Here is a 16,665-nt window from a genome sequence, read left to right on the forward strand (position 1 = left end):
GCGGCCGGCACAGCTGTGCCGGCCGCTCGAGGTACCCACATGACCACTTTGTTTAACTTCGTCAACGTCGTCACATTGAGATTGGCCCAGGCTGCGATCATTGGCACGCTTGGCATCGTCAGTTTTGAAGTGATCGCCCGCTACGTATTCAACAGCCCAACCCAATCATCATTGGAAATCACTGAATACTTTTTGGTCGCCATGGGGTTCTTACCATTGGCCGCCATTGCCCAAACCAAAGGGCACGTCGCGGTCGACTTATTCACAACACGCTTGTCCCCCATTGGACAGCGGTTTTGCCACCTCAGCACTCTCGCCTTAACTGCCCTGTTCGCGGCCATCGTGTGCTGGTTTGGTGCCGAAATGGTGTGGCACGCGTATGCGTCAGAAACCGCCTCATCTTCGTTATTGGCCTTCCCGATGTGGTTGGCCTATTTAGCCATTCCGCTTGGATTTCTGGCCCTGATGTTTGATTGCTTGCGACAGATCGTCGCCACACTTCGTGACGAGGACACCTAATGGACTCCACCACAATCTCGATACTGGTTATCGCAACCCTGTTCAGCTTGATGGCGATTGGCGCGCCCGTGTTTGTATCGCTGGGCTTGGCTAGTGTTGTCGGTATCGTACTGCTCCAAGGGGTCGAGGCCCTGTCAGCGATACCCGGTGTCATGTACGACCGTATGGCCACTTTTACACTGGTCGCGGTTCCGCTGTTTATTTTGATGGGCGAAATTATCTTTGCTTCCGGACTGGGCTCTGATATCTACCGCGCCATTCGGATTAGTTTGTATCGGATACGCGGATCTCTAGCCGTGGCCAGTGTCTTCGCCTGTGCTGTTTTCGGCGCCATGTGCGGCGTCTCTATGGCCGGCGCGGCCACCATCGGAAAGTTCGCGATTCCTGAAATGTTAAAAGCCGGCTACAGCAAGTCCATTGCGACCGGAGTGGTCGCCTCGGCTGGCAGCTTGGCGCTATTGATACCACCGAGCGTCGGATTGATTCTGTATGGTTTGGTGGCTGGCGAGTCGGTTGGCTACCTGTTTATTGCCGGTGTGATCCCCGGCATCATCATTTCGGTGATGATGATGGCTTACCTGCTGATCCTGGGGTACGTGAAACCTGAGTTGATGCCCGCGGTGACGCGTGAAGAGCTGGAAACTGAGGAAGGTGACAATCCTTGGATTGTCACCATACCGGCACTGTTGCTGGTATTTGCCGTGCTCGGTTCAATCTACTTTGGCATCGCCACACCCAGTGAATCCGCGGCGGTGGGTTGCTTTGGCGCCATGCTGATTGCCATCTACAAAGGCAACTTGAACTGGGATACCTTGCAAACCATTGTCCGGGACACCACCCGAACAACCGGTATGATCCTCGCCATCCTGGCCAGTGCACTCGTGTTTGGCTACCTGCTGACGCGGCTGCGCCTTCCGCAAGACCTGGTGGCTTGGATTGTTGAGCAGGGCTTCAGCCAGTACAGCGTGTTGATCGCGATTTTTTGTCTGCTGATCATCATGGGCATGTTTATGGATGTGGTCTCGGTCATCCTGATTGCTACCCCACTGCTGTTACCGATCATCAAGGAATTCAGCTACGACCCAATCTGGTTCGGCATTGTCATGGCCATTGTCACTGAAATGGCGGTCATTACGCCGCCCGTCGGCCTCAACTTATTCGTCATCCAAGGCATATCACCCGGCAACACCTCCATCATGACCGTGGCCCGAGGCTCGTTTCCGTTCTTTTTGATACTGGTGGCCGCGGTCGTTCTTTTCACTGCATTCCCAGGCCTTGTGCTTTGGTTGCCCTTTGGATAGGAGCGCACCATGACCGACACTCATGCCCAGGGCCCACTGAATGGCGTCCGCGTGCTGGAGCTAGGCTCTCTCATTGCAGGCCCCTATGCCGGGGGACTGCTAGCGCAGTTCGGTGCGGAGGTCATCAAGATTGAGCCGCCAGGGATCGGCGATCCGCTGCGAAAGTGGCGCAAAATGGACGGTGACACATCGCTTTGGTGGTACGCGCAAAGCCGAAACAAAAAGTCCATTACCCTGAACCTAAAGGACCCCGACGCCCAAGCTACGGTGCGCGAACTGGCGAAAAGCGCCGATATTGTCGTTGAAAACTTTCGCCCCGGAACCTTAGAGCGCTGGTCAATCGGTTGGGAAGACCTATCCCAGGTCAATCGCAAACTGGTGATGCTACGAGTCTCAGGCTATGGACAGACTGGCCCGGCCGCACAAAAGCCTGGATTTGCAGCGATTGCCGAGGCCATTGGCGGACTCCGCTATCTGATTGGCTATCCCGACCGCGCGCCCGTCCGCACCGGTGTCAGCATTGGCGATACGCTGGCCTCACTTTATGGCGTGGTCGGCGTGCTGATCGCGCTGCGCCACGCCGAACAAAGTGGCGAAGGCCAGGTGGTAGACGTTTCCTTGGTAGAGTCGGTGCTGGCAGTGACCGAAAGCTTAGTGCCGGAATACGGTGCCGACCAAACCGTCCGCGAACGCACGGGTTCGCGGCTCCCTGGCATCGCCCCATCAAACACCTACCCAACCCGCGATCAGCGTTACCTCGTTATTGCGGCCAACGGTGACAGTATTTTCCAACGTCTGATGACCGCCATCGGTCGCAGCGACGTGGCCGCCGACCCGCGCTTTCAGCACAACGACGGTCGTGCTGCCGGCGCTGATGAACTGGATCAAGTGCTGGGCGCTTGGTCGGCATCGATCGATCTGGTGGATGCACTCTCGGTACTCGAATCGGCCTCGGTACCGGCCTCAGGTATTAACTCAGTGGCCGAGGTGTTCACCGACCCCCAGCTCAAAGCACGCGGCGCAATCGAACACCATCAACTGGCCTCCGGGCTGGATCTGTATGTTCCAGCGGTGGTCCCGCGCCTGACTAAAACGCCTGGATCGACACGCTGGCTTGGACCCAACTTGGGTGCGCACAACGCCGAGATCATGTCGGAAATGGGCATCGATGAACCGACCCGTCGCAAGATCAGCGGCCAAGGTGAATAACCCATGAGTTTCGTTCAACCGCCGCCCCACCCCATTCAGCTCCAGGAAGTCGGCATGCGCGATGGCCTGCAAAGTGCCGGCCAGTTTGTCAACACGGACGATAAAGTTCGCATCATTAACCAGCTTTCGGGTCTTGGTTTTGCGAAAATTGAGGTCACCTCATTTGTGTCGCCAACTGCCGTGCCGCTGTTAGCCGATGCCGAAGCTGTGCTGGCGCAAATAGACCGCGCCCACAACGTTGACTACGTGGCGCTGGTGCCAAACCGTCGCGGGCTCGAGCGGGCACTGGCGACCGACCTGGATGAAATCAATGTCGTGATGTCCGTTAGCGAGGCCCACAATCTCGCCAATCTGAGAATGACGCGGAAACAATCGTTTGAACAGTTCGGCTCAATCATGGCTGACGCCGGGCACCTGCGGGTTAACGCGACCCTCGCCACTGCATTTGGTTGCCCGTTCAACGGCGCAACCGAGGTCAAAGAGGTGATGGACTGGGTCCAGCGCTATCTGGATCGCGGAGTCAGCTCGATCACGATCGCGGACACGATTGGCGTGGCCACCCCCAATCAAGTCTACGAGTTATGTGCGCGGCTACGTGCGCTGGCCCCAGCACTTGAAATCACCCTGCACTTGCACAACACCCGAGGGCTGGGTGTGGCCAATGCTTATGCCGCAATTGCCGCCGGAATCCATCGCTTTGACGCCTCACTTGGGGGTATCGGTGGCTGCCCATATGCGCCGGGCGCAACAGGAAACATTTGCAGCGAGGACCTCGCACACGCTCTTCTGCGTGATGGCTTTTCCTGTCCGATCGACTTGGCGGGACTCATCAACACGACCAAAGCGCTCGAAGCCATCTTGGGGCAACGTTTTCCCGGGCTGGTCAAGGAATCGGGGCCGCGCGAAACCACACACCCGCTGGCCGACGCGCCTAATCAATAATGCCGGCCAGTCGCCCCTGCGCTAACCGCAGACGGCTATCCACCTCGCTCAGAGACAGCCCCGTGTTTAAGCAGGCGGCGACTTTGACTGACCCGCCGGACTGGGCCAACAGTGCGCGCGCACGATCAACCGCCAAGGTCGGCCACAGCTCGACACCGTCCTGAACCGCGATGCGCCCGGATGCGCCAGCACCGACATACACCAATCGACCATGGGTCCCGCGCAAGCGTGTGACTGCGGCGTCGATCACCGTCGCCAAGCCCTGTGTTTGCTTAGCAAGCCGAGATAGTGCGTCCGCTTGGGCGCGAATAATAATCGCCAGCCCCGCCTCCGTGCTCTGATCCTCCAGGGCCGGGAACGCTCCAAACTGTTCGGTTTTCATGGTTACTCCGTGGCTTGTTCATCGTGCGCGTCGACGCCAGCCATCGCTACGAATTTGAACAGACGGTGGTGTTAAGCGTCGCGCCGGAGCACTTACATGCCTTTCAAGCAGACGGCGCCCGAGCCTAAATCGTTGGCCGAGTGCGCCATGCGGATTTGATTGACGTAGACACTCGGTGTTGTGCCCAGATGCCGCTTCATGGAGCTATACACGTGTTCGTGTCCACGCCCACACAGCGCGACACTGCGGACGCCGCCGCCATGTTCGAGGTTCCGGCCCAGCGCTGGGTGAACCTGTCCGACGGCACCACTGGTTTTGCGCTGCTGAATGACTGCAAATATGGCTACGACGCCCGCGATAGGGTGCTGCGGCTAACGCTGATTAACATACCGGCGATCATCGCGGCGAGGTGATCGATCATGGCCACCGGTTGAGTGACTCGGCGGTTAGCCTGGATCGCGCGTTGCCGGACCTTGGCGAGCGGCCAAGCTGGACGACTAGCGCCGGCGTCACCGTGGCGACGGTGAAATGGGCGGAGGACGGTAACGGCCTAATAGTTCGGGCATTCGAGGCCTATGGACAGGCCGGCACCCTGACGCTGCGCCACTCAGCCGTTGCCTGTGACCTGTGACCTGTGACCTGTGACCTGTGACCTGTGACCTGTGACCTGTGACCTGTGACCTGTGACCTGTGACCTGTTAGAAAGAGACTTGGATGAATCCGGCACAACCTTTTCTTTGGCGCCGTTTCAAGTCTTGACGTTGCGGGTGCTACAGCTGACCTGAGGCATTCGAGCCGGGCTTCGATAGAACGGTGCAGAGATCCATTGATGGGCGGTGCCAGGATTCTTTAAAATGAGACTGAATGTTGAAACCTCTCTATTTTTTACCCGGCCGTGGCGCACGCCTAAACGGTCGACTTGGCGCCGAACTGACCGCTCGGGGATATCAGGTCGCAGGCCGCTCACTGCACGACGGTTTTGAAAGCTTAGACTTTCAAGCGCAGCTGAGCATGATCCGAGATGACCTCATCGCAGGGCACTTCGAGCCCAGTTCGATCGTCGTCGCACACTCTTATGGCTCCCACCTTTGCCTATCTAGTTTGATGGGACTGCCACCGTTTCCCGGAACCTTGGCGCTGGTCAGTCCAGCCTATCGACAAATCCAGGTCGGGTTCTCGACCTACCGCGTGCCCGGAGCACGTCAATTAGCCAAAGCAATCGATCAAAACAGCTTTCCCAAGCCGCTCGGTCGAGTTGGTGTGGTCAGTGGCAACGATGATTGGCAAGTGCCGGTTCAGGGTGTAATCGCTTTAGAGAGCGCACTAGGGGCTCAGATAACCTTCGTGAAAAGCCAACATGAGCTACCGGCTGCAGATGTTCAGCAACTTCTAAACGCACTAAACATAAAGGCGTAACGAGCGAGTTCCTTTTCTATGCTTTAAATGCCAATTTAAATACGGACCGACAATAATTCTGAAATTAGAAATGCCACGTAGCAGACCAGCGCAAGTTCGCCGCCTACATTCAATACCTGCCCAATCAGGCTCGAAATCTGAAACCGTGCCAACGACCAATGCACAAATGTAACCGAGCCTCCAGCCAACATAAGCGTTAGCTCAGGAACCCAATTCTGACCTCGGTAAATGACACTGGCAAGAAGAGCGACTGATGCGACACCGTACCCTGTCAGCATAACGAGCAACGTCATTCTCAGTGGAGACCGATTTGAGCTTCGGTAGGCCCAAGTCGAAACACGCGAAAAACAATTTGTTACCTGGGAATAAAGCCTGCCAACCTTGGTTTGCTCACTATAGTGAACATACGTGAACGACAAGGTGCTATTGAGGGTTGGAGGGCCCTGTCGAGTCAAGCGATCCTCACCAATCAAAAAGCTGAGCCTAGTAAACTCGGGGTCATCGAGCTCCAAGCGATACAGGCTGGTCTCCGCATCAAACCCCTCAAGGGCAAGTTTGAGCAACCCGATTTCCTTAATCACTTCCCGTCGGGATTCAAGATTACTGGCGACGTAAGAAGCGATGGCCTCGACGTCGGCGAATGCTATTGATACTGGCCGTACATAGGTCGTCAAAACGTTACCCCATTTTCCTTACTATTTTTGCTAAAACATCCTGACACCCATTTCTCTGTGTTTCTATCTGCTTTTACCTTGGTGCACACATAGTATAGTCTCTGAGCGTATTGACGGATGCCTAGTGGTTTTTTTTAGCATGCTGATATTCCTTAAGATCAGTAGTGACTGGTACTTTGGGGGATGCAACTACCACACGCTGGCAGCACCATTCTCCTTAAAAACATTAAATCACCCTATTGATCTTCAAGGATTATTTTGAACTGAGCGTGGGTGGAAGAGTTGCCCACACTATGATTGAGGTGAAACACATTGAGAAAAATTTTATTAGTGGTTATTGCTGTTACTTTTTATTCAAATCAAGTATTAGCTGACCACCCTCCTAAAAAGATGATGCGAAATATCAAGGCATTTTCTCAATTGAGTGTCACAGGAAAACTTGATTCTTTTGATGTGAATTATTTTGCATATGGAGAAACTCCTAACGGTGAAACGACCAGCATAGCCGATAAAAAATTTGATAAAATTCTCGCTGATAAGATGAATCTTGCTGCAATTATAATACGTGATGGCGACATTATTTATGAGCGTTACGCATCCAAACGAGAGATTGATAGCAATACCCCCCTGACGGGCATGTCAATGAGTAAGACTGCTATTTCAGCATCCATTGGTGCCTTGTTATGTGGCGGTAAAATCAGGACGCTAGACGACCCTGCTAGAGATTACTCACCTTTCTTGGCAAACACACCCTATTCAGATGTATCTATACGTAACATCCTTCAAATGAACAGTGGAGTTAGTATGTTAGGGCGTTCCGATGAGAAAAAATTCAACCAAAAAGCACGCGGCGTTCAAAAATTTTCAGGCAAAGCAGATGTAAGAGATGCGATTAAATTTTATACCTCTGCCGCAAGAGAAGCAGGAACAAAGATGAATTATCATTCATCGGACTCCTTGGCATTATCGGTCTTAGTAGAAGATATAGTAAAAAAACCACTAGCCCAGTATTTTCAGAAAACTCTCTACAGTCAATTTAGTGAAAGCGGCTTCATGCAATGGACTGCCGATAAATCTGGCACAACAGTCTCATATTCTGACCTTACAATGACAGCTAGAGACTGGGCAAATTTTGGACAATTTTTGCTGAAACAAAAGAAATCAGACACCTGCCTGGGAAAATTCTTTAATGAAGGCGTAAGCAAATCATTGAATACGGGCAAGAAAAATGGTTCAAGATATGGTTATCAATCTTGGGTTTTCGATGTACATAGCCAACCCACTATGGTTTTACAAGGACATGGGGGGCAATTCTTGGTTTTAGACGAAAAGACCAATACAGTTTTATTGACCATCTCTGTTAATGAAAATTACAAAGCTGGTAATTTATTCTCTAATATTGGGAAAATAGCAGAACTCTTGCCTCAGTGAAGCTAAAGCTGCCTCCGCCACATTCTATTTTCTCAATTAAAAACAACGGATTGCCGAAAGCGCTTGCTGCCCGTTGTGTCCAGTTTGTGTCTACAAATCACTCCTTATTGACCGCGTCTAACGAGTGTGCCGGGCGAACGGCCTTGTTCGTAAGAACTGTACTCATCATAAAACGCTCTAGTCAAAAGTCCCGTTAATTTCCGGGGGTATTACACTCAGCAAGTCCGCCCCGAAAGCTCATTTTCTTAAATTCGGCTTCTAATATGTATGCGCAGGTACTAACAGTACCAAAAGCCGGAAAAGCCCATCCCCGCCCCCTGTTTAGGTTGCTGTGGAAGAAGCCTGGCCGAACAAAGGTTTAGTGTCGTGCTCCGGGATCGAGTACCAAATTTGTTGAAGGGCCTATCGGCAAGTAGCGGTACAATTACTGGTACAAAAATTCAAAACACGACAGTCTAAAACTAAAAAAGCCTGCAGTAGCAGACTCCTCAGAGTATTGTTTGGCGGAGAGACAGGGATTTGAACCCTGGTGGCGTTTCCACCGCGTCGCTTTCCAGGCGAGCCCAATAGACCACTCTGGCACCTCTCCGTGTTGGGTCCCACCGTTTGCACGCTGGTCGGATATCTGCTCGACTCGCCTTCTCAGGCGATTCTTACAGAACGTGCCATAGACCACTCTGGCACCTCTCCGTGTTGGGTCCCACCGTTTGCACGCTGGTCGGATATCTGCTCGACTCGCCTTCTCAGGCGATTCTTACAGAACGTGCCATAGACCACTCTGGCACCTCTCCGTGTTGGGTCCCACCGTTTGCACGCTGGTCGGATATCTGCTCGACTCGCCTTCTCAGGCGATTCTTACAGAACGTGCCATAGACCACTCTGGCACCTCTCCGTGTTGGGTCCCACCGTTTGCACGCTGGTCGGATATCTGCTCGACTCGCCTTCTCAGGCGATTCTTACAGAACGTGCCATAGACCACTCTGGCACCTCTCCGTGTTTGAGGCCGCAAATTCGCACAAACTAGTGCATCTTTACGTCGCCGCTCTCGCGCATCGTGCGCTTCGCGGCACTCGGCCATCCTGGCCAACGCCTCTCAGTGTTGGGTCCCACCGTTTGCACGCTGGTCACTCAACGGCGCTGATGATAGGCACTTCGCGCCTACGGCGCAACGCTATCCGGTATAATAGGACACATAATTCGCGCTATCCAAGGGTTGCGGGCGCGGCGACTTGCCGGCGGCCGTGCCCAAATAAACCAGCCCTACCAACGACTCGGCGTCATTCAGGCCCAGTCCGCGCGCCATGGTTTCGGTGAACATCAAGCTACCGCTGCGCCACATAGCGCCCAACCCGATGGCGTGCGCTGCCGTGACCATTAACTGCGCGGCCGCCCCAGCACTGATGATTTGCTCGATCTCGGGCACCTTAGGGTGCTCCTTTGGCGAGCACACCACCGCTACAATCATCGGCGCGCGGTGGGGCTTCTTGGCTAATTTGGCCGCGAACTCATCATCGACCTCGTTGTTTTCGCGTTGGGAATCGACCATCAGCTGACCAAAACTGTCCAGCCCCAGCCCCTCAATGACGATGAACCGCCACGGCCGAAGGCGACCATGGTCGGCGGCACGCGCGGCGGCTTGAATAATCTGCTCTAACTGTTCAGGCGAGGGTGCAGGCGCCATCAGCTTGGGCACCGAAGTTCGACTTAGTAAGGTTTCAATCATTGGTAAGTACTCATTATCCCTGTGGCCTAGTTCTCATAGACGACGCGAAGTGCGTGGTTTCTTCGCACACTACTTATATAGCTTGCATGAGCAAAGAGGAAATCTGCTGGTGAACAAACACTATCGGCATGCCCCACTAATGGCACTGCTGACGACGATCGCGATTGCGGCCACTTGGCTGACGCCGGCTTTGCCCGCTATTTTGTGCCTTGTCGGGCTGGGTCTGGGCCACATCATTGCACGATTGGTAGCTCACACCGCGCTGCCCGTCGCCACGACAGCCCTCGCATTGGTCATCGCTGTGCTAACCGTCAGCGCCACACCGGCACTGTCATTGGCAAGCTACGCCGCAGCCGCTTTGTTGCTCAGCACCCTCACTCAACGCCCTTGGGCCTGGGCCTTATTGGGCGCCAGTCTATCCGCCATGCTGGCGGTGCTGATAGTGCGGCCGCCGCCCAGCGTCACCCTGGAATGGCACACCTGGATAGCACTGGGCATAACCGCCCTACTCACACTGGTTGGCCTTGCCCAACGCTACGATTCACGTGCCCGGTTGGCCCAAGCCATTGATCGAGAGCGCAGCAGCGGCGCCAAATCCAGCGCCATGATCCGCGAGTTTTCCGCTTACCTGCCCCTGCAGGCCACCCGCGCACTGAAATCCGGCAAAACCCGCACCCAAATCCTGCACCGCCGGCGCAACCTGGTGGTGTTTTTTTCTGACATCCATGAATTCACCGATCGCATCGAAGAAATGGAACCGGAAGACGCCGCTGACTTTTTAAACGAGTACCTCACGGACATGTGTCGCATCGCCCAGGAGCACGGCGGGCTGGTCGACAAATTCATTGGTGACGCACTGATGATTACCTTTGGCGACGACGCCGACAGCACGCCGCTGGACAACGCGCATAACTGCGTCCAAATGGCGCTGGCAATGCAGCGTCACATCCGAGTGCTATCCGAACACTGGTCCGATCGTTCGCGTCAATCTGTGCTGAAAGTGCGCATGGGCATCAGCGCCGGCTATTGCACCACCGGAAACTTCGGATCACCCGAGCGCATGGAATACACCGCGATTGGCAAACAGGTCAACCTGGCCGCCCGCCTGGAAGCGATGGCCGAGCCGGGCCAAATTCTGTGCAGCTACCCCGTCTGGAAGTTACTCCACGACCGGGTGTTTTTTGAGCCGGCTGGCGAAATTGACGTCAAGGGCTTCGCCCGCCCAGTTAGTGTCTATGCTGCCCAAGGCGCGGCTAGCGCACCGGCGGTCGGGATTACTGGCGCGACAAACGCCGCGCCGGGGCCTCGCAAAACGCCGTCGACCGGTACGGATTGATATCGATACCGCCGCGGCGCAGAAAGCACGCCTGGACACTCAATTTATCGGCACCGGTGACCGCTAACAACTCGCCAAGAATGCGCTCGCAACAGGCCTCGTGAAAGCCTTGGTGGTTACGAAACGACCCCAGATACGACGCCAGCTTGGCACGGTCCAGGCGCGGGCCTTGGTAATCGATAATGACCGTGGCCCAGTCCGGTTGCGCCGTCACCGGGCACAGACTGCGAAAGGCATCCGAATACAGCGTGACCGCCTCCGGCTCGACCTGGGCAATGTCCGGGCCCAAGCGATAGCCGTCAATCCACCCCGCCGGGTCAATGCATTCGCCGGCAATCGACGTTACACCGCCCAACACGCCCTGATCGACCGCCGTCAGCTCAACCCGCACGGGTGCACCCGCTTTTGCCGACAAGTCCGCCGCGATGCGAGCCTCGACCACCGACCAATCGCCGCCCAGACGGTGGTTGTTCATGCTATTGAAATATAGCTTGATCGACTTTGATTCGACCAAGTTTGGTGAACTGTGCGGGACGAAAAACTGCCCAGTTGCCTGGATCGGTTTGCCATCTAGGTCCAGCCACGACAGCTCCCACAGGTTCCAGACATCGACACCGTCCATCACCGCAGCATCGACACCCTCTTTTTGGCGCGCCCAATCGCGTGGCACCGGTGCCAGATGATCCGCGCTGTAGTCGTCCGGCTGAGCGACAATTTGGCCCAGCGGCAGCCCAAGTTCTTCAAGGTTCATTTACGCACCCCAGCACCACGCTTTAATAGGTAGTTGGCGTAAAAATACGCCGCCACGGTAAACACGGTCATCAATGACAGCGCCACGCCCAAGCCAATGTCCGACTGGCCCAGCATCCCGTAGCGAAACGCGTTAACCATGTACAAAATCGGGTTTGCCAGCGCCACGTGTTGCCAAAAACCCGGTAATAGGCTGACACTAAAAAACACGCCCCCCAGGTAGGTCAGCGGCGTCAGCACAAAAGTCGGCACGATACTGATGTCATCGAAACTGTTGGCAAACACCCCATTAATAAAGCCCATGATACTGAACAAAATCGCGGTCATCAGCCCGACCAGGATTACCACCGGGTAGCTGTGGATATTTAAATCGGTAAAGAACAGCGACACCACCACGACCACGCTGCCGACCAACAAGCCGCGCACCACGCCGGCGCAGATGTAGCCCCACAAGATGATCTGTTCAGGCACCGCCGCGACCAACATTTCTTCGATAAAGTTCTGAAACTTGGCGCTGAAAAAGCTCGATGACACGTTCGCGTAGCTGTTGGTGATCACACTCATCATGATCAGCCCCGGCACGATAAAGGTCATGTAATCCATCCCGCCCATATCGCCGATTCGACGGCCGATCAGGCTGCCAAAAATCACAAAGTACAGCGTCATCGTGATCGCAGGCGGCACCAAGGTTTGCACCCAAATGCGCGTAAATCGAACAATTTCCCGACGCAAAATCGTACGGAACGCGGTCAACCACATGGCATTCATGACGACACCTCCGTGGGCTGCCCGGTCAAACCGATGAACAGCTCTTCGAGGCGGTTCGACTTGTTGCGCATGGACTGGATGCCGATTCCCGCCGCGCTCAGTTCGGCAAACAACTGATTCAACTCTTGCCCTTTCTCCAGAACCACTTCCAAGGTCATTTCATCGACTAAATTAGTTTTAAATTCAGCTAGTTGAGGGGCTTTGTTAAGTCGGGATGTAAGATCCAAAACAAAGGTCACCGTGTTTAACTGAGACAGCAACGACTTGGTGTCAGTATCCTCGACGATCTCGCCTCGGTTAATGATCGCAACCTTACGGCACAGCGCTTCCGCCTCTTCGAGGTAGTGCGTCGTCAAGATAATCGTAGTTCCTTGGGTTTCGTTCAATTCAGCCAAGAAATCCATCATGCCGCGACGCAACTGAATGTCGACGCCAGCGGTTGGCTCGTCCAAAATCAATAGCTTTGGGTCGTGAACCAACGCCCGGGCGATCATCAGCCGACGCTTCATGCCGCCGGACAACCCGCGACTTTGTGTGTTGCGCTTGCTGTAAAGCCCCAATCGGTCCAGGAAATAATCAGCACGATCCGCAGCTTCACTGCGCGGGATGCCCTGGTAGCCTGCGCTGTTCAAAACGATGTCACGCACCTTTTCAAACAAACTAAAGTTAAATTCCTGGGGCACCACGCCGACGCTGCGCTTGGCCGCGGCAAAATCGATATCCACATCAATGCCGTTGATCCAAACCTTTCCGGCAGTCTTGCGGACCAACGAGCAGACAATGCCAATCATGGTCGACTTGCCTGCACCATTGGGCCCCAGCACCGCGTAAAACTCGCCCTGCGGCACCGTCAGGTCGATGCCCTTGAGGGCCTCAAAACCGTCGTCATAGACCTTGCGCAGTCCTTCGATCCGAAGGGCCGGCGTATTTAACACTTGTGTCATGGAGTCTCCTTGGCGGTCGCTAGGATATTAGTTCTGGACATAAAAAAACCACCTTTCGGTGGTTTTTGAATTTGGAGCGGGATATCGGGTTCGAACCGACGACCTGTACCTTGGCAAGGTACCGCTCTACCAACTGAGCTAATCCCGCCTTTTTCCGTTAGGAAATTGGCATCCCGTAGGGGACTCGAACCCCTGTTGCCGCCGTGAAAGGGCGGAGTCCTAGGCCACTAGACGAACGGGACATAGTACATAACAAAACGCGTTGAAAAATGGAGCGGGATATCGGGTTCGAACCGACGACCTGTACCTTGGCAAGGTACCGCTCTACCAACTGAGCTAATCCCGCATTTTTCAACGATTGGCATCCCGTAGGGGACTCGAACCCCTGTTGCCGCCGTGAAAGGGCGGAGTCCTAGGCCACTAGACGAACGGGACGTTGCGCTTCGTTGTGGGCGCGAATTATGCCACCGTTTTTTCAAGACGCAAGCCCAATTTTGAAGCGATTTCGAAAGCGACCTCAAAAGGGATTGCATGACGCTCCACCAAGGCCTCTCGATCCAAGTCATAGCCACCGCCTATAACACTCGCCACCGCCGCCCCGGCGTCATGACATCGCTCAAACACCAACCGGTCACGCTCTCGCATTCCGGCACTGCTCAACGAAAGCTTACCCAGTGCGTCGTCGGTGTGGACGTCGGCACCGGCGTCGTAGATCACTAAATCCGGCGCAAAGGTCAGCAACAAGCGATCCAGCGTACTGGACAGCACGTCAAGGTAACCGTCGTCGTCAGTGCCCGCTTGGATGGGCACATCCAAGTCCGATTGCGCTTTCGGGTGCGGGTAGTTTTGAGCGCAATGCAGGCTGCAGGTGAAGGTACCCGGTTGGTCCGCCAACATACGCGCCGTGCCGTCGCCTTGGTGCACGTCGGTGTCTAAAATCAATACCCGCTCGACCTCGCCCGAATCCAGCAAGGTGCAGGCGGTATAGGCCATGTCATTGAACACGCAAAAACCGGCGCCGCCGGCGGCGTGCGCGTGGTGCGTACCGCCGGCCATATGACAGGCCAGTCCGTATTGCAGGGCATTGCGTGCGGTTAACAGCGTGCCGTTCGCCGCAATGAATGAGCGATGGGCCAAGTGCGCGGACCACGGCAGTCGCAACGCTCGCAGCGCGCGCTTGTCCAGCGAGCCCTCGGCGATGGCGGTCACATAATCACGCGAATGGACCCGGCACAAATCGTCGATGGAGGCCTTTTCAGGCGCCACCAGCCGCACTCGGTCCAAAATACCCTTGCCGGCTAGATTGTCGTGCAAGCGGCGAAACTTGCTCATCGGAAAGCGGTGGTCGTCCGGGAAGTCGTAACTGTAATCAGGGTGGTAGGTAAAGGTCAGCATGGGTAGAGGCTAACCAGGCTGCGGGGACAAAGCACTAGGGCGTTTTTTTCTGGTAACGACCGTACACGTGGTTAGTGGCCGCAACGAAGCCATCCAGGCTGCCGCAGTCAAAGCGATTGCCCTTAAATTTCAGCGCCATCACACAGCCATCTTTTGCCTGTTGCAGCAACGCATCAGTGATCTGAACTTCGCCATTTTTTCCCGCGGGCGTGGTGCGCAGGATATCGAAAATGTCCGGAGTTAGTATGTAGCGCCCAATGATCGCCAGGTTACTGGGTGCGTCCTCAGGCTCGGGCTTTTCGACCATGTCCGTCACGCGGTACACACCAGCTTTGATTTCTTCGCCGCAAATAATGCCGTATTTGTTGGTGTCTTCGGCGGGGACTTCTTCGATCGCAACGATGCTGCAACGGAACTGCTTGTATAGCTTGGCCATTTGCGCCAACACGCCCTCGCCATCATTGACGCATAGGTCGTCCGCCAACACCACGCCGAACGCCTCGTCACCGATCAAGGTTTCACCGGTCAAAATCGCGTTACCCAACCCGGCCATTTCTTTTTGGCGGGTGTATGAAAACTCGCACTTATCAATGAGCTCGCGGATCGGCGCCAGCGCCTGTTCTTTGGCGGTGCCCTGAATTTGGTCTTCGAGTTCATAGTTTTTGTCAAAGTGATCTTCAATCGCGCGCTTGCCGCGACCGGTCACAAACGCCATACGGTCCATTCCAGCCGCCAGCGCTTCTTCGACGCCAAATTCAATCAGCGGCTTATTCACGATCGGCAGCATTTCTTTGGGCATTGATTTGGTAGCGGGCAAAAAACGCGTGCCGTAACCGGCAACAGGAAACAAACACTTCTTAATCAAAACGAACCTCGATACAGCGGGATGGCAAATATTGCCTTGATCCTAGTCAAGGGTGTGTGACGCGTCTACCAGTTGGGACTAATTACGCATGCGCTACCCAAATACGGCCGCTACCATGAGCAACGGTTGGGCATGGACTGGGCCCTGCGCTATGCTTGCGACACTGTTTATAGGGAATCCTTATGTTCCGCGCCCTCGCTTTTTTAAGCCTACTAGTCACCTTGACCGCGCACGGGTCCGACAGTCCTTCGACCTGGGTTGCCGACAATACTGCTGTCATATTGACAGAAATTCAGCGTGCGGACCTGGCTGTGGATGACGCCGCCGGCCAGCGCGCGCTGGCCGAGCGTGTAATCATTCCGCTGGTCGACGTCGACGGAATCGCCATGCGCGCGGTTGGGCGGCCGTGGCGCGACATTAGCCAACCCGATCAACGCCGCTTTATCGACGGCATGCAGATCCGGCTACTGGATCTGTACGGCGCCGCGTTCAGCCAATTCAAAGCGGCCGAACTCGAGGTGCTGCGCGAACGGCTGTCGACCCGCGGCGACCGTGCCATTGTGACCACGCGCCTGCGCCGCCCTGGCGAAGATTGGCTGGCCACGGAATTCCGGCTGATTGAGTCGGACACCGGTTGGCGCGTTCTGGACGTCGCCGTCGAAGGCGTCAGCCTGCTGTCCAGCTACAAAGCCCAGATTGACGACAAAATCGCTAAAATCGGCCTTCAAGCGACGGTCGAAGAGGTCGCCGCTGGTCGTTAATCCACGCCCGGTTTAGCGTACGACGCGGCCTCCGCCGAGAGCACTGGCGAGCCTCCCACTCGCGCCAACGAGCGAGCCAATAACCATGGCGTAATCGGGTAGCGCGCGGTTGCCGTAAACTGACTGCCCGTCTGGGCAGTCGACACCATCACCAGCCACGGACTCAATCCGAGCGCGTGAGCGCGCAGACGGCCTTGAACCTGGGCCTGTGAACCCTGAGCGGCGGCTCGTGCGGACACCAAAGCGACA

At 55.4% G+C, this 16,665-nt stretch carries 19 protein-coding genes and 5 tRNA genes; 10 read left to right on the forward strand and 14 right to left on the reverse strand.

The features are described from left to right. Nucleotides 1-39 precede the first annotated feature (39 nt). The 4 genes from GH975_RS07860 to GH975_RS07875 are packed head-to-tail and all read left to right on the forward strand — an operon-like array spanning nt 40 to nt 3,971. Entirely contained in the window at nt 40-519 is a 480-nt protein-coding gene (locus tag GH975_RS07860) for a TRAP transporter small permease (protein ID WP_153713995.1), read from the forward strand. After that, the gene (locus GH975_RS07865) at nt 519-1,820 is read left to right on the forward strand and encodes a TRAP transporter large permease (protein WP_153713996.1); all 1,302 of its coding nucleotides are present in this window, start codon (nt 519-521) and stop codon (nt 1,818-1,820) included. Before GH975_RS07860 ends, GH975_RS07865 begins: the two co-directional genes overlap by 1 nt. A gap of 9 nt (nt 1,821-1,829) precedes the next feature. Further along, entirely contained in the window at nt 1,830-3,029 is a 1,200-nt protein-coding gene (locus GH975_RS07870) for a CaiB/BaiF CoA transferase family protein (protein WP_153713997.1), read from the forward strand. 3 nt (nt 3,030-3,032) lie between these two features. Further along, a complete protein-coding gene (locus GH975_RS07875) occupies nt 3,033-3,971 on the forward strand; it encodes a hydroxymethylglutaryl-CoA lyase (RefSeq protein ID WP_153713998.1) in 939 nt (312 codons plus the stop codon). Here the strand turns inward: GH975_RS07875 and GH975_RS12040 are convergent. Then, nucleotides 3,961-4,353 (reverse strand): phosphoheptose isomerase family protein, encoded by a 393-nt coding sequence (locus tag GH975_RS12040; protein WP_153713999.1) that lies wholly within the window; start codon nt 4,351-4,353, stop codon nt 3,961-3,963. The two genes, GH975_RS07875 and GH975_RS12040, sit on opposite strands and share 11 nt — an antisense overlap. A gap of 212 nt (nt 4,354-4,565) precedes the next feature. On the opposite strand from GH975_RS12040, the gene GH975_RS07885 reads away from it, so the two are divergent. The 3 genes from GH975_RS07885 (at nt 4,566) to GH975_RS07895 (ending at nt 5,769) form a co-directional block, all read left to right on the forward strand. After that, a complete protein-coding gene (locus tag GH975_RS07885) occupies nt 4,566-4,766 on the forward strand; it encodes a glycoside hydrolase family 38 C-terminal domain-containing protein (protein ID WP_211365789.1) in 201 nt (66 codons plus the stop codon). Next, nucleotides 4,763-4,984 (forward strand): glycosyl hydrolase-related protein, encoded by a 222-nt coding sequence (locus GH975_RS07890; RefSeq protein WP_153714001.1) that lies wholly within the window; start codon nt 4,763-4,765, stop codon nt 4,982-4,984. Before GH975_RS07885 ends, GH975_RS07890 begins: the two co-directional genes overlap by 4 nt. A 233-nt stretch (nt 4,985-5,217) precedes the next feature. Then, nucleotides 5,218-5,769 (forward strand): alpha/beta fold hydrolase, encoded by a 552-nt coding sequence (locus GH975_RS07895; protein ID WP_153714002.1) that lies wholly within the window; start codon nt 5,218-5,220, stop codon nt 5,767-5,769. A 35-nt stretch (nt 5,770-5,804) separates the two neighbouring features. On the opposite strand, the gene GH975_RS07900 is transcribed toward GH975_RS07895, so the two are convergent. Further along, nucleotides 5,805-6,443 (reverse strand): hypothetical protein, encoded by a 639-nt coding sequence (locus GH975_RS07900; protein WP_153714003.1) that lies wholly within the window; start codon nt 6,441-6,443, stop codon nt 5,805-5,807. Nucleotides 6,444-6,755: 312 nt separating this feature from the next. Between GH975_RS07900 and GH975_RS07905 the strand changes: the two genes are divergently transcribed. Beyond that, the gene (locus GH975_RS07905; RefSeq protein ID WP_153714004.1) at nt 6,756-7,874 is read left to right on the forward strand and encodes a serine hydrolase domain-containing protein; all 1,119 of its coding nucleotides are present in this window, start codon (nt 6,756-6,758) and stop codon (nt 7,872-7,874) included. A gap of 501 nt (nt 7,875-8,375) precedes the next feature. On the opposite strand, the gene GH975_RS07910 is transcribed toward GH975_RS07905, so the two are convergent. Both GH975_RS07910 and GH975_RS07915 read right to left on the reverse strand, forming a co-directional pair. After that, nucleotides 8,376-8,463, reverse strand: a tRNA-Ser gene (locus GH975_RS07910). A gap of 582 nt (nt 8,464-9,045) precedes the next feature. Then, nucleotides 9,046-9,597 carry a nitroreductase family protein gene (locus tag GH975_RS07915; RefSeq protein ID WP_153714005.1) on the reverse strand — a complete coding sequence of 184 codons (552 nt, stop codon included), beginning with the start codon at nt 9,595-9,597 and terminating at the stop codon, nt 9,046-9,048. A 139-nt stretch (nt 9,598-9,736) separates the two neighbouring features. Between GH975_RS07915 and GH975_RS07920 the strand changes: the two genes are divergently transcribed. Continuing rightward, nucleotides 9,737-10,933 carry an adenylate/guanylate cyclase domain-containing protein gene (locus GH975_RS07920; protein WP_153714006.1) on the forward strand — a complete coding sequence of 399 codons (1,197 nt, stop codon included), beginning with the start codon at nt 9,737-9,739 and terminating at the stop codon, nt 10,931-10,933. Here the strand turns inward: GH975_RS07920 and GH975_RS07925 are convergent. The 9 genes from GH975_RS07925 to galU form a co-directional block, all read right to left on the reverse strand. Beyond that, nucleotides 10,872-11,684, reverse strand: a complete 813-nt coding sequence (locus GH975_RS07925) for an NADPH-dependent 7-cyano-7-deazaguanine reductase QueF (protein ID WP_153714007.1) — start codon at nt 11,682-11,684, stop codon at nt 10,872-10,874. The genes GH975_RS07920 and GH975_RS07925 overlap by 62 nt on opposite strands. Continuing rightward, nucleotides 11,681-12,451, reverse strand: coding sequence for an ABC transporter permease (locus GH975_RS07930; protein WP_153714008.1), 771 nt, complete (start codon nt 12,449-12,451; stop codon nt 11,681-11,683). Before GH975_RS07930 ends, GH975_RS07925 begins: the two co-directional genes overlap by 4 nt. Continuing rightward, nucleotides 12,448-13,395, reverse strand: coding sequence for an ABC transporter ATP-binding protein (locus GH975_RS07935; protein ID WP_153714009.1), 948 nt, complete (start codon nt 13,393-13,395; stop codon nt 12,448-12,450). The genes GH975_RS07930 and GH975_RS07935 overlap by 4 nt, the downstream gene beginning before the upstream one ends. A gap of 72 nt (nt 13,396-13,467) precedes the next feature. Continuing rightward, a tRNA-Gly gene (locus tag GH975_RS07940) sits at nt 13,468-13,543 on the reverse strand. An 18-nt stretch (nt 13,544-13,561) separates the two neighbouring features. Next, nucleotides 13,562-13,637, reverse strand: a tRNA-Glu gene (locus GH975_RS07945). A gap of 28 nt (nt 13,638-13,665) precedes the next feature. Next, a tRNA-Gly gene (locus tag GH975_RS07950) sits at nt 13,666-13,741 on the reverse strand. 13 nt (nt 13,742-13,754) lie between these two features. Next, a tRNA-Glu gene (locus GH975_RS07955) sits at nt 13,755-13,830 on the reverse strand. 24 nt (nt 13,831-13,854) lie between these two features. Beyond that, the gene (locus tag GH975_RS07960) at nt 13,855-14,790 is read right to left on the reverse strand and encodes a histone deacetylase family protein (RefSeq protein WP_153714010.1); all 936 of its coding nucleotides are present in this window, start codon (nt 14,788-14,790) and stop codon (nt 13,855-13,857) included. A 34-nt stretch (nt 14,791-14,824) separates the two neighbouring features. Next, nucleotides 14,825-15,655: a UTP--glucose-1-phosphate uridylyltransferase GalU gene (gene galU, locus GH975_RS07965; RefSeq protein WP_153714011.1), complete on the reverse strand. Its 831-nt coding sequence runs from the start codon at nt 15,653-15,655 to the stop codon at nt 14,825-14,827. Nucleotides 15,656-15,936: 281 nt separating this feature from the next. On the opposite strand from galU, the gene GH975_RS07970 reads away from it, so the two are divergent. Next, nucleotides 15,937-16,416: an MlaC/ttg2D family ABC transporter substrate-binding protein gene (locus GH975_RS07970; RefSeq protein WP_170272592.1), complete on the forward strand. Its 480-nt coding sequence runs from the start codon at nt 15,937-15,939 to the stop codon at nt 16,414-16,416. Here the strand turns inward: GH975_RS07970 and GH975_RS07975 are convergent. Beyond that, nucleotides 16,413-16,655 carry a hypothetical protein gene (locus tag GH975_RS07975; RefSeq protein ID WP_153714013.1) on the reverse strand — a complete coding sequence of 81 codons (243 nt, stop codon included), beginning with the start codon at nt 16,653-16,655 and terminating at the stop codon, nt 16,413-16,415. The genes GH975_RS07970 and GH975_RS07975 overlap by 4 nt on opposite strands. Between the last annotated feature and the right edge of the window lie 10 nt (nt 16,656-16,665).

The organism is Litorivicinus lipolyticus (assembly GCF_009650135.1).
Lineage (GTDB): Bacteria > Pseudomonadota > Gammaproteobacteria > Pseudomonadales > Litorivicinaceae > Litorivicinus > Litorivicinus lipolyticus.

Excerpts from the sequence above, each read along its gene's own strand:
- GH975_RS07920 (WP_153714006.1), top strand. The coding sequence starts at position 9,737 with ATGGCACTGCTGACGACGATCGCGATTGCGGCCACTTGGCTGACGCCG.
- GH975_RS07870 (WP_153713997.1), top strand. The coding sequence starts at position 1,830 with ATGACCGACACTCATGCCCAGGGCCCACTGAATGGCGTCCGCGTGCTG.
- GH975_RS07925 (WP_153714007.1), bottom strand. The coding sequence starts at position 11,684 with ATGAACCTTGAAGAACTTGGGCTGCCGCTGGGCCAAATTGTCGCTCAG.
- GH975_RS07875 (WP_153713998.1), top strand. The coding sequence starts at position 3,033 with ATGAGTTTCGTTCAACCGCCGCCCCACCCCATTCAGCTCCAGGAAGTC.
- GH975_RS07915 (WP_153714005.1), bottom strand. The coding sequence starts at position 9,597 with ATGATTGAAACCTTACTAAGTCGAACTTCGGTGCCCAAGCTGATGGCG.
- GH975_RS07930 (WP_153714008.1), bottom strand. The coding sequence starts at position 12,451 with ATGAATGCCATGTGGTTGACCGCGTTCCGTACGATTTTGCGTCGGGAA.
- GH975_RS07895 (WP_153714002.1), top strand. The coding sequence starts at position 5,218 with ATGTTGAAACCTCTCTATTTTTTACCCGGCCGTGGCGCACGCCTAAAC.
- GH975_RS07865 (WP_153713996.1), top strand. The coding sequence starts at position 519 with ATGGACTCCACCACAATCTCGATACTGGTTATCGCAACCCTGTTCAGC.
- GH975_RS07935 (WP_153714009.1), bottom strand. The coding sequence starts at position 13,395 with ATGACACAAGTGTTAAATACGCCGGCCCTTCGGATCGAAGGACTGCGC.
- GH975_RS07860 (WP_153713995.1), top strand. The coding sequence starts at position 40 with ATGACCACTTTGTTTAACTTCGTCAACGTCGTCACATTGAGATTGGCC.
- GH975_RS07960 (WP_153714010.1), bottom strand. The coding sequence starts at position 14,790 with ATGCTGACCTTTACCTACCACCCTGATTACAGTTACGACTTCCCGGAC.
- GH975_RS12040 (WP_153713999.1), bottom strand. The coding sequence starts at position 4,353 with ATGAAAACCGAACAGTTTGGAGCGTTCCCGGCCCTGGAGGATCAGAGC.